9 protein-coding genes are annotated in these 12,744 nt (G+C 37.4%); 7 read left to right on the top strand and 2 right to left on the bottom strand.

Annotation, left to right across the window (positions count from 1 at the left end; translation table 11 throughout):
• Window positions 1-5: 5 nt before the first annotated feature.
• The 5 genes from MHB67_RS16390 to tagH all read left to right on the top strand — a co-directional run bounded on the left by MHB67_RS16390 (window position 6) and on the right by tagH (window position 8,961).
• Window positions 6-1,472: an alpha-glucosyltransferase N-terminal domain-containing protein gene (locus MHB67_RS16390; protein ID WP_342492642.1), complete on the top strand. Its 1,467-nt coding sequence runs from the start codon at window positions 6-8 to the stop codon at window positions 1,470-1,472.
• 48 nt (window positions 1,473-1,520) lie between these two features.
• Entirely contained in the window at window positions 1,521-3,791 is a 2,271-nt protein-coding gene (locus MHB67_RS16385; protein WP_073207615.1) for a CDP-glycerol glycerophosphotransferase family protein, read from the top strand.
• Window positions 3,792-3,974: 183 nt separating this feature from the next.
• Window positions 3,975-6,341, top strand: a complete 2,367-nt coding sequence (locus MHB67_RS16380) for a CDP-glycerol glycerophosphotransferase family protein (protein WP_133744499.1) — start codon at window positions 3,975-3,977, stop codon at window positions 6,339-6,341.
• A 171-nt stretch (window positions 6,342-6,512) separates the two neighbouring features.
• Window positions 6,513-7,340, top strand: coding sequence for an ABC transporter permease (locus tag MHB67_RS16375; protein WP_024423644.1), 828 nt, complete (start codon window positions 6,513-6,515; stop codon window positions 7,338-7,340).
• Window positions 7,341-7,359: 19 nt separating this feature from the next.
• Window positions 7,360-8,961: a teichoic acids export ABC transporter ATP-binding subunit TagH gene (gene tagH / locus MHB67_RS16370; protein ID WP_342492641.1), complete on the top strand. Its 1,602-nt coding sequence runs from the start codon at window positions 7,360-7,362 to the stop codon at window positions 8,959-8,961.
• A gap of 27 nt (window positions 8,962-8,988) precedes the next feature.
• Here the strand turns inward: tagH and galU are convergent, their stop codons facing one another.
• On the bottom strand, window positions 8,989-9,870 hold the full coding sequence (gene galU, locus MHB67_RS16365; RefSeq protein ID WP_008343198.1) for a UTP--glucose-1-phosphate uridylyltransferase GalU: 882 nt from the start codon (window positions 9,868-9,870) through the stop codon (window positions 8,989-8,991).
• A gap of 269 nt (window positions 9,871-10,139) precedes the next feature.
• Here galU and wecB point away from each other — a divergent pair, with 269 nt between their 5' ends.
• Window positions 10,140-11,279 (top strand): UDP-N-acetylglucosamine 2-epimerase (non-hydrolyzing), encoded by a 1,140-nt coding sequence (gene wecB / locus MHB67_RS16360; RefSeq protein ID WP_342492640.1) that lies wholly within the window; start codon window positions 10,140-10,142, stop codon window positions 11,277-11,279.
• A gap of 33 nt (window positions 11,280-11,312) precedes the next feature.
• Here the strand turns inward: wecB and MHB67_RS16355 are convergent, their stop codons facing one another.
• On the bottom strand, window positions 11,313-12,233 hold the full coding sequence (locus MHB67_RS16355) for a LytR family transcriptional regulator (protein ID WP_041108045.1): 921 nt from the start codon (window positions 12,231-12,233) through the stop codon (window positions 11,313-11,315).
• A 182-nt stretch (window positions 12,234-12,415) separates the two neighbouring features.
• Here MHB67_RS16355 and MHB67_RS16350 point away from each other — a divergent pair, with 182 nt between their 5' ends.
• Window positions 12,416-12,739, top strand: a complete 324-nt coding sequence (locus tag MHB67_RS16350) for a hypothetical protein (RefSeq protein ID WP_024423640.1) — start codon at window positions 12,416-12,418, stop codon at window positions 12,737-12,739.
• Window positions 12,740-12,744: the final 5 nt, after the last annotated feature.

The raw sequence follows: 12,744 nt of genomic DNA, 5'->3' as shown, positions 1-12,744 counted from the left end.
TTCCTTTGTTTCAAAATTGGATGAAGAAAAAAGTTGAAGACACATTGGATCAATCTGAACAACATGAAACAATGGCATCAATGGACGTTCCTGATATGGACTATTACTTTATTATGGGTGATGTGCCAAAACAGGATGAGAGCTTAACGAAGTCTTTACAGAAAAGGATTAAGCCTTTGGCTGATCAACATAAACGTACTGCAATTTTAACTTTAAATTACGATGCAAATGTGAAGGAACGTATTCATCACATGGGAGAGTTCTTTTCTCCTGAGGTTGACATATTGAATGTATATGAACACTATATTCTACCGGAAAGTGGTAGTAAAAGACGTTACTCGGAATTTATTGTTGGTGAATCATCGCATTCGATCAATGAAGCAGTGATTCCAGCAGATGAATCCACGATTCAAGTGACGAGATATGAATTGCCTGCCTCCCCCATTTGTTATATTGATCAATATAATGAAGAGCAGCAACTGGTGAAGAGGGAAGAATACAATTGGCAGGGCGTTTTATGCAGAGTACAAAGCTTTGTTCCCCATACAGGTGCACTATACTTAGAGGAATTAATCAATGAAGATGGCAGTATTTATATGGAGCTCATCTATCCTGGTGATGCAAAAAAGAATCCAGTCCGGCATATTAATTGGTATAAAAAAACAGGAATTCAAACATTTACAAAGAAGACGGATATTAAACAATTATGGCTATCCAGCATTCAATCACAAAATGACCGTTTGAAACTGATGATTACAGAAGACCGGGATCAAGACCGCCACCTGTTTAAAATCGATCAGCCTGAAACAACCTATTACGCTGCATTTGTGCATCACGCACATTATGAGGAAGATCTGCATCAAGTCAATTCTCAATATGGAGAATTATTTAAACAAATAAGAAAACAGCAAGTGGATGCTGTCTTTTTTGGGGATACTAAACATAAAGAAGATGTCGAAAAACTATTGGGAGAACAAGCCTATTTTTATCTTGTTCCTTCTGACGAAGAGACTGTTTGGAATACGGCGATTCATCATATGCTCGAAAATCGTGAGCATAAAGATGAACTGAGAGGGATCGTTGACAGCATGAAATGGGTCTTGCGTGATCTAAGCTCTGAGCATCATGTTCTTCACCTTCAGCTCGAGTTAAAAGATGAAATGATTCATGCGGATCATGTGCAAATTGATTTCGCAGGATATGATCGAGTGAATGGAGCTGAAATCATCTCTCAAACAATCGATGAGAACCATCAAGTCAGCTTCCCAATCGGCCATTTTCAAACAAAGAAAAACATTGAAATCAACCAAACGAAATTTGTGGATTTTTACATTCGTTTTAAAACAGAAGAACTTCAAGAGGTTTTGCAGCGTCTAGAAATAGAAGGTGAGCTGCTTACGAATAAACCATCGTCCATCGATGGATGGTCATATCAAACGAAACAAGGCAACTATTCTTGGAAAGTGAAATAGTGATATAACATAACGGTAAGATTTCTGAACAGAGGAGATTAACGATTAATGATTGAAGAGGGAATTCATAAGAAGAGTGTCGTTGAAGGGTTAAAAAATCATCATGAGAAACTAGAAATGCTGATTCGCATCAACGATGACATGCCATTAACAGATAGAGAATTTTATTTGTTTATGAGGGAGAGAGTTTCGAAACAAGAACTTTTCCTTCCGCTTGTTCATCAAGAAGAGAATCTATTCAAATTGGTATTGAATGAAGCATCGCTGCCGCTTGCGTTAGAGCAAGGCCAGACATATAACTTGTATGTCACGGACTATTTGAGCACAAACAAAGAAGAGGATGAGGACGAGCTTGAGGACTCAGCTTATGATTCTGATTCCGAAGAAGAGGAAGAAGAAGTAAAAGAAGCGGATATCAATACAGATATTGAATCTGAAGAGAAAACGTCAAACTATAAACGCCGTTTAAAAATGGAAATAGAAAAGCCTGAGCTGACCTTTTTAGAAAATAAAGACGCCATGCTGTGTATCATTCCATACCGTACAGACAAAGGGAATGCTTCTTTGAAAATCAAGCGTGAGCTAAAGGTTGTGAAATTCAATCATATCGAGCTCAACAAAGGATGTATGTTAGCTTTGTCTGGTTATGCAGGCGTTCTAAGTGCAGAACATCCGTATGAGATCAAAGAAGCAAAGCTTCTATTGAAGAAAAATGGTGAAGAACCAATCGAGCATCGTTTTCCGGTCAATATCACCCATATAAAAGATGAAGTGATCGAATACCGTGATGATCAACATGTACCACAGCTTTATCAATTTTTAGCAGAAGTCCCTTTAGAGGAATTGACCTATTCATTAAACAAACGCTTTGTATATCGCTTCTATCTTGAATTTATCTGCGATGTAAACGGTGTAGAGGAAACATTAACAACCACTTCTTTAGTGCTTGGTGACCGCTCGAACAAACTCAAAGGACTTGTTCAAATTCATAAACGAAACGATGTACCGATTCGATATGAAGTGTACCGAAAGAAAAAAAGACAAACGCTTGGCATCCGTATTAATGATTACACAATGAAAACACGTGCCAAGTATTACGTCAAAAGCAAGTGGAAGAAATTCAAAAAGAAGATCAGTAAAATCAAAAAAGTCCGTAACCGTCTTGTGACAAGAACGTTTAAAACGACCTTTAAACTGGCGAGTAAGCTGTCTGTGAAAAAGAAAACGGTTGTTTTTGAAAGTTTTAACGGAAAACAATTCAGTTGTAACCCGCGTGGGATTTATGAGTATATGAAAGAACATCACCCTGAATATACGCTGATCTGGAGCGTTAAAAAGGGTCATGAAGCACCGTTTAAGGAAAAAGGCATCTACTATATCAATCGTCTGTCATTAAAATGGATCTTTGCGATGGCAAGAGCCGAGTATTGGGTCGTAAACAGCCGTTTGCCGCTATGGGTTCCAAAGCCAGATCACACAACATACTTGCAGACTTGGCACGGTACGCCGTTAAAACGGCTGGCAATGGACATGGACGAGGTGCATATGCCTGGAACAAACACGAAGAAATACAAAAAGAATTTCACAAAAGAAGCATCGAATTGGGATTATCTCATTTCTCCAAATGCCTACTCGACTGAAATCTTTACACGTGCGTTCCAATTCCAAAAGACCATGATTGAGTCAGGATATCCGAGAAATGACTTCCTTCACAATCAAAACAATGAAGAAACGATGAGAGCACTGAAACAAAAAATGAACCTGCCGCTCGATAAAAAATTGATCTTATACGCACCGACATGGAGAGACGACCAATTTTATAAAAAAGGGCAGTACAAATTTGATTTAGACCTTGATCTGCATGAACTCAGAGCTGCAATCGGAGATGAATATATCATCATTCTGCGTATGCACTATCTAGTTGCTGAAAACTTTGATTTAGGGCCGTATGAAGGCTTTGCCTATGACTTCTCTCATTACGAAGACATTAGAGACCTTTATATGATTTCAGATCTGCTCATCACAGATTACTCGTCGGTGTTCTTTGATTATGCAAACCTCAAACGTCCGATGCTGTTCTATGTGCCAGACATTGAAACATATCGTGACAAGCTCAGAGGCTTCTACTTCGACTTTGAACAAGAAGCACCTGGACCACTTGTGAAAGAGACAGCAAGTGTCATTGACTGGGTGAGAGAAACAGAACAGCCAGACTTTACACTACCAGCTTCATTTGCACCGTTTTATGAGAAATTCTGTTACTTAGAGACTGGAGAATCTTCGAAGCGGGTCGTTGAAGTAGTGTTTTCTGAAAAATAGTTTAAAAAGTACCGTTCTTCGCTTAGTAGAACGGTACTTTTTTGTTTTTTTTATTCCATTGTACACATATTTAAATGTAATGGTAAAAATAAAAAAACATAGAAATTTAACAGTAAACATGCTAAATTTAGATAAGATTATCCGGTACTGTAAAAATGCTGAAAATAATATAGAGGTGCTTCAATGTACAAACTTTATCATAATTTTATTGAAATTCTTAATTTAGATGAACAAAAGTTAGTGTTATATATTGATGACATAGAGAAGTTATGTACTTTTGAATTTAAAGAGCTAATTGTAAACGAATCAAAGAAGATTTGTGAAATTAATGTTAAGGATCAGATGATTTTTGAATCTTCAATAGATCATTCTAATGAAATGATCTATCTCTATTCTAAGGATCAGAACTTGTATATTGTCAAAGAAAGCTCTGACATCCTTCAATCAAATCAAATACATCCTATTGACATTAACAATCAATTTGAAGATATATATGTCAAACAATTAGGGTTAGACCGCTATGGCTTATTTAGAGGCGAAGAGGAACTGTTATTATTCTCAGGGCTGCTGAACGTTGATGAGATCAATCGGAATTATAAAATGGATTTGAAAATTCACGGGGCAGAAAAAAGATTTGTAGACATCTCCTTTATCCAATATAGTCCCTTCAACTTTGTTGTTACGTATGATTGCCAAAATAAAGAACTAAATGTAAGGAAAATTTTGTTTGATGTGATGCAGGAACATAAAGATATTGAAGTGACTGTGAATAATCGTAATCAAATCAAAATTTTAAATAAGGTGACTGAGCAAAAGAAAATCGTCAACTTTAGACTTGTTCCTAGATATCAGCCGCTCAAAGTTTTTGGTAAAGATACATTAGAGCAATTCAAAGAAGATAATATCCTCAATATTTTGGTGATTAATAAACAAAGGTATTACATATATGTAAGAACGAATGGTGTTTACTTAGTAAGAGGAAACCCTTATCTTGTTACAAAACATACATCAAGACTACGTATTTTTAGTTTGTTTAATAGCTTTTATGTTTATGGAAGACTGACACATTACGCGTATAATTCAGACCAAAAGTATGAATATCTGTACATTAGAAATTCTGATCACCAAGTGGCGAAATTTATAAGACCATTTAGAAAAATCAAATTCTTAAAAAGGTATGGTTTCTTTAAAATTTCGTTAAATGATCTTGACTTAGACAGCAGAATCCATAATAACCTATTCGTTGGCAATGATAACCGAATTATCCATAGTTTAAGGCTGAAAAAAAGAGATAAAAAGGTGAAAACATATATCACGAAAAAGAATGGGGACAAGCTTCAAGTACTAAGAACAAATCTATTTGGAAATGTGACATCAACCATTATTCCTTATTCACAGGAATATTCTTTATTTAGTAAAGTAAAAATAAAAATAGCGAGTATCTTATCATCATTCTATAAAGACAAGAATTATCGTGTGAATTTGTTTTTTGAGAAAAAGAGTGATAAAGCAGATGAATCCGCTATTAGAGTGTATGACTATGTACAAGAGAATTGTCAAACAGACTCAAGAAATTACTTTATTCTTAATAAGAAATCAAGTGCTTATCCGGCACTTAAAGCTAAGTATGGAAAGGGAATCATTCCGAAATATAGTCTGAGACATTATTTAAGTATCTTCAATGCCAGCTATTTTATTTCAAGTGAGTTATCTAACCATGTTCTGAACGATAGATTATATATTGATCATCTTAGAGAGAGAATTATGAGCGTACCACTTGTCTTTTTGCAGCATGGAATAATGTTTGCGAAACCAGTTGATAATCCAATGGCCTTTGGATTCCATAAAGACAAGAACCAATATAATATTTATAAATCAGTCATCAGTTCTGAACTAGAGGCTGGTGAATTTTACAAAATGAAATATGACCGTGAGGATTTGATTTTGACAGGCCTCGCAACCTTTGATCATGCCAAATTAGTAGACGGTGCAGATAAGATCGCCTTTATGCCAACTTACCGCTATTGGGAAGAGGGGCTAATATATACAAATAGAATCGAAGAAACATCTTACTATAGAGTTCTGATTAAAATCATTAAAAGCTTTGAAGAAGCAGGTCTTCTTGATCGTTTGTTAATTGTACCGCATAACAAATTTTCTCAGTACGTTTATCAAAACCTGCCTCAGTATAAACATATTATTTCTGATAATCCATCAGAAGCGCTAAAAGTATCAAAGGTGTTTATCACTGATTACTCTTCTGCTATTTATGATGCACAATATAGAGGAGCATACCCTATTTTTTATTGGGAAGAAAAAGATTACTTGATTAGACAGTATAAAGCGATTCCTCCTGTAAACGAAGAAAATGCACCAGGACCGATTGCATATAATACTCAAGAGCTTATTCGTATTGTCAAACATGCGATTGAGAATGAGTATGTCGTGGAAGATGAATATAAAGAAAAATACTTGAAAATTAACAGCTTTAACGATAATCAAAATACGAAAAGAATTACAGATTTCTTAAAAGAGCATCAAATTATCTAATGTCTCATGCCCCCTGAATCTATGATTGAAAGGATTCAGGGGTTTTTTGTCTTCTAGTTTGACGTGCATGACTTTTGTTATAAGATGAAATGTGTATCGTTATCTGTTACAATTATGAGCGGTGCTTTTTAAAAAAGTAATCCCAAAAACTTATATCTAAGGAAGATTAGAATGAACGCAATGTTGACGATACTAAAGGAGCAAATCAGCTCATTCCCGCTGATTATGCGACTTGCTGTTTATGAAACAAAATCAAAATATCAGATGAATTATTTAGGTGTTTTATGGCAGTTTTTAAATCCATTGATTCAAATGCTGGCTTACTGGTTTGTTTTTGGTATGGGCATTCGCGGAGGACAGCCAATTGTCATTGGCGGCGTGGAGATTCCATTTATCATCTGGATGCTTGCCGGATTAATCCCGTGGTTTTTCATTAGTCCGACCATTCTTGATGGATCAAACAGTGTGTTTAAACGCATTAATATGGTATCGAAAATGAATTTTCCGATTAGTGCGCTTCCGTCTGTGGTGATTATGTCCAACTTGTTCAGCTACTTTGTTATGATGGGTGTCTATCTGATTGTGCTGATTTCCTATGGCATCTATCCTGACGCACATTGGTTGCAATATATATACTATCTTATTTGTATGATCGCTTTTATGTTTTCGTTTAGTTTGTTTAATTCCACGATTAGCGTACTCGTGAGAGACTATCAATTTCTTTTACAATCTGTGACACGATTACTTTTCTTTTTGCTGCCGATTTTTTGGAATATCTCAGAGAAGCTCACTGGAGACAAAGCGTGGATTGGGGACATATTAAAATTGAATCCTCTTTTCTACATTATTGATGGTTTTAGAAATAGTTTGTTAAAGGGAGAATGGTTCTTCCATGATGTCAAATACACACTTTATTTTTGGCTGATCACGCTTCTTCTTTTAACAGTCGGTTCATTGCTTCATATGAAATTTAGGGATAAATTTGTCGATTTTCTTTAAAAAGTAAGGAGATTATACGATGAAACTAAAGGTTTCGTTTCGAAACGTATCCAAGCAATACGTCCTATATAAAAAGCAGTCAGATAAGATTAAAGGGCTGTTTTTTCCTAATAAAAATGAAAAAGGTTTTTTTGCTGTTCGTGATGTGTCCTTTGATGTATATGAAGGCGAGACAATTGGTTTTGTAGGAATTAACGGATCGGGGAAATCGACAATGTCGAACCTTCTAGCGAAAATCATTCCACCGACAAGTGGTGAAATTGATATGGACGGCCAGCCTTCGTTAATTGCCATTGCAGCAGGGCTGAACAACCAGTTAAGCGGAAAAGACAACATTCGTTTAAAGTGCTTAATGATGGGACTGACGAATAAAGAGATAGATGAGCTTTATGAAAAAATCGTAGAGTTTGCGGATATTGGCGACTTTATTGACCAGCCAGTTAAGAGCTATTCAAGTGGAATGAAATCACGTCTTGGCTTTGCCATTTCAGCGCATATCGATCCAGATATCCTGATTATTGATGAAGCACTGTCTGTTGGAGACCAAACCTTCTATCAAAAATGTGTGGACCGCATTACAGAATTCAAAGAACAAGGAAAGACGATCTTTTTTGTCAGTCACTCTATTAGCCAAATCCAAAAAATCTGTGATCGGGTGGCTTGGATGCATTATGGTGAGCTTCGTATGTTTGATGATACGAAAAAGGTCGTGAAGGAATATAAGGAGTTTGTTGAGTGGTTTAACAAGCTTTCCAAGAAAGAGAAAAAAGAATATCAATTGAAACATAAAGAAGGCCGCAAAGGCGTACAGAAGACAGAAAAGGTGTCTCGTTATCAAGAGAATGGAAAACGGCGTTCATTGTTTGGCCCCGCATTTCAAGTGACAGTTTTAGCGGTCTTAACGATATTGCTAGCCTTATCGATGTTTTCAGATCGCCCGCTTCGTACATTGGCGACATTTGGTGCAATCCCATCAGATAAGACAGAAGCGCCTCAGTCGAAGAACACGCAGACCAAAGGAGCGCCTGATATGAAAAAGGTGGATCAACAGGCGATTGTCACGGCTGATCCCCTCAAGGTTTACAAAGACCAAGCCATGAAAAAAAAGGCCGATGTCACTTTGACATTTGGACAAGAAGTACAGGCTGTGGCTGAAAATAAACAAACCGTTCAAATTAAAACTGCGTCAGAAACGTATTTTGTTAAACCTGCTGCGCTTCAAAATGCAGAGATTTTAAAGTCATTATCCATTGGACCAGGACAGTTTAATTCCTATGTATCGCCTGCATCGGCAGGTTCGTATGAGTATTTACTTTCTTTCCTTGGAAAAGAAAAATCTGTGCTGAAACAGAGAATGCAAACGCTGAGTTCAGTGAAAAATGATCAAGGAGATATGATTGAGCGATTGACCACAGAGAAAACCGACTATGTCATTCAAAATGGTCAGGCAAACACGATTATGTTTCGCGACATTATGCCAATTTCTCCTTCCACACTTGGGCTGACAGAACAAGATGTCTGGATGAATGAGAAACGAACAAAGTTCGCAGTGAAGGGTGAAAACAACCTGTTTGTCATTGATAATGAACAGCATACACTGACTATTTCAGTCATTAAATAAAAAAGCTGCCGATGCCGGCAGCTTTTTTTAATTCACTTCTTCTTTTTCGAGAAGCTGTTTCATAAATGGAATGAGTTTCTTTTTCAATTCTTCATCCTGAAGAGCAAACTCAAGCGTCGTTTCGATGAAGCCTTGCTTCTCGCCGACATCGTATCGTTTCCCTTCGAAATCATAGGCAAATACGCGCTGAATGTCATTCAGCTTTTGAATGGCATCTGTTAGCTGAATTTCTCCGCCTGCACCAATTTCTTGCTGATCGAGGTACATAAAGATCTCTGGCGTGAAAATGTAGCGCCCTAAGATGGCTAGGTTCGATGGTGCTGTTCCTTGCGGCGGCTTTTCAACAAAGTTTTTGACTTGATAGCGGCGTCCTTCTTGTGTAAGAGGGTCGATAATCCCATAGCGATGTGTATCGCTGTCCGCTACTTGCTGAACACCGATGACAGATGAAAGGGTTTTTTCGTATTCGTCCATCAGCTGGCGAAGCCCAGGCGTTTCGGCTTGAACAATGTCATCACCTAATAAAACAGCAAAAGGCTCATCACCGATAAAGTTGCGTGCGCACCAAACGGCGTGTCCAAGTCCTTTCGGCTCTTTTTGACGTATGTAATGAATGTCAGCAATGTTAGAGGACTTTCTCACTTTTTCTAAAAGCTCGCTCTTTCCCTTTTCCTCAAGATTACGCTCTAGCTCTGGTGCAAAATCAAAATGATCCTCAATGGCTCTTTTTCCTTTTCCAGTGACGATAATAATGTCTTCGATTCCTGATTCAACAGCTTCTTCAATAATATATTGAATGGTTGGTTTATCAACGATTGGGAGCATTTCTTTAGGCATCGCTTTTGTTGCAGGGAGGAAACGTGTCCCAAGACCTGCAGCTGGTATAATGGCTTTACGTACTTTTTTCAATGAACTTTGCACCTTCCTTACATAGATAACCGATTTCATATTTCGATGTTTGTTCTTGGTCGTCTGTTTAAAGTGTAACTTACAAATCATAGGAAAGACAAATGATTTCACTAAAATGACTTTTAGATAATTCATATTTTATATGTAAAATGTAAAGGAAAGAGAAATTTAACGTTAATTCAATGTAAATTTCTTTTTTTATATCATTAATTTTACCCTCCCAATTGTGTATAATTGAAAGTACTATACTAGGAAAGAGGCATAAACAAGTGAAAAAACTAAATGTAATGACTATTTTCGGTACTAGACCTGAAGCAATCAAAATGGCACCACTTGTCCTTGAACTGAATAAACATCCACAGATAAATTCGATTGTTACTGTAACAGCTCAGCATAGAGAAATGCTTGATCAAGTCCTTGAGGCTTTTTCTATTACGCCTGATCATGATTTAAACATCATGAAACAGCGCCAGACATTATCCGAAATCACATCAAATGCACTCTTGAAACTAGATCAACTATTCCAAGAGGAAAAACCTGATATTGTCCTTGTTCATGGAGACACAACAACAACCTTTGCAGGAAGCTTGGCCGCATTCTACCACCAAATTTCGGTTGGTCACGTTGAAGCGGGTTTAAGAACACACAATAAATACTCGCCGTTCCCTGAAGAATTGAACCGACAAATGACAGGCACTATTGCTGATATTCATTTTGCTCCTACAAATGAGGCAAAGCAGAATCTTTTAATTGAAAATAAAAAAGAAGAGACGATTTGTGTGACGGGGAATACTGCGATTGATGCGTTACAAACAACGGTTACAGAGCAGTATCAACACCCTATTTTAGAGAAAATAGGCACAGATAAAATGATTTTGTTAACGGCTCATCGCAGGGAGAATCTCGGCCAACCGATGAAAAACATGTTTAGAGCGATTAGACGTATTGTAGAAGAGTTTGAAGATGTTCAGGTTGTATATCCTGTACATTTAAACCCTGCTGTTCGTGATGCGGCTCAAACAGAATTCAGTGATCTTGATCGTGTGCACTTAATTGAGCCGCTTGAAGTCGTTGATTTCCATAACTTCGCTGCTGCCTCACACTTTATATTAACGGATTCTGGCGGTGTCCAAGAGGAGGCGCCTTCTCTTGGGAAGCCAGTATTAGTTCTGCGAGATACAACAGAACGCCCTGAAGGTGTGAAAGCTGGCACGCTGAAGCTCGCGGGTACAGATGAAGAGACCATTTACAACATGGCAAAACAGCTGTTAGTCGATCAGAAAGAGTACGACAACATGTCGAAGGCGTCTAATCCATATGGTGATGGACAAGCGTCAAAACGAATTGTCGAAGAGCTTCTTCATCGTTTTGGATTAAGTGAAGAAAAACCAATTCCATTTCAATCATAAAAAAAGAAGACTACATTTCTGTAGTCTTCTTTTTTACTGCTCCAAACTTTCCTTCAATTCCTTCTTCACATTCGCAAGACTGCTGTCATCAAGCTGGTAGTAATAAATGTTATTGATACGTGTGCCTGATCCTTTCAACTCGTGCTGCTCCACATGCTGTCTTGCATCACGATAATCATTCATCATCGTCCACATATCGTCAAATGACATGTTTGTCTTCATATTATTTTCCACGACTTTGAACATATCGCCGAATTTCGTAATAGATGAAATGTTGGCACCTTTTGCAATGATGCCTTCAATGACCTGACGCTGTCTTTGCTGACGTCCGAAGTCACCTTTTGGATCTTGCTTTCTCATTCTCGTATAGGCAAGGGCTTGATCCCCATTCAGGTTAATTTCTCCTGTACCAAATGAATGGCCGTCATAACTAAATGCAAACGTGCTATTTACTGTAATACCGCCAAGTGTATCAACAATATCTTTGAAGCTTTCCATGTTCACTTTGACAAAGTAATCAACAGGTACATCAAGCAGTTCCTCTACAGTATCTGCTGCCATTTGTGTACCGCCGAATGCATAGGAGTGGTTGATTTTATCCATTGTGCCTTTTCCGACAATCTTCGTATACGTATCACGCGGGATGCTCACCATCTCGGTCGTTTTCGTTTTTGGATTTACTGTCATGTATATTAATGTATCTGCACGGCCTCGGTCATTTTTTCGTTCATCGACACCCATGACTAAAATAGAAATCGGGTCTTTCTTACTTAAATCGACATCTTTGTCACGCTTATCTGACTTCTTTAAATTCTCCTGAATGCCTGCGACGGTCGATGCTGCTGTGTTCCAAAGATGATATGCGTATCCGCCAGTTGCTAATACGAATAAGCCAATAATCGATAAAACAATCCAAAGAACCTTTTTCTTCTTTCTTTTTCTTTCAGCTCTCATAATGTCCCTCACCTTTTCTATGATTCTTCCATGATTATAGGTTTACGAATCTTGATAAACAAGTTATTTTTTTACTCTGAACCTAGATATAGACGTTGTAACAAAAAAAAGGTTTCAAAAAACCTTAAATTTACCTTAAAATAATAACTTATAAGACGATACAAAGACATGAGGTGAAAAAAATGAAGAAAATCGTCGTTTTACCGTTCTTAATACTGCTACTAGGTATCGTGCTCACAGCATGTGGAACGGCTGAGCAGTCCTCAGGAGAAAACAAGACAAGCAGTTCAACTCCTCAGGTACTGGAAGAGAAAGCTGAATTTATTGGAATGGCTGATGCACATACAGTCGAAGTGAAAAAAGTGAATACGACCCTAAGCTATGAATTTACGGATAATTTTAAAGATGTGTTAAATGAATTTAAACCAGGAGACACAGTAGAAATCTCTTACTTTATTAATGACAGTGGTCAAAAGGAAATCCAGAAGATTGAAAAACAGAAGTAAAAAAG

Source organism: Bacillus sp. FSL H8-0516 (assembly GCF_038635285.1).
Classification (GTDB): Bacteria; Bacillota; Bacilli; order Bacillales; family Bacillaceae; genus Bacillus; species Bacillus safensis.
This window is presented reverse-complemented; position numbering and strand designations above follow the sequence as displayed.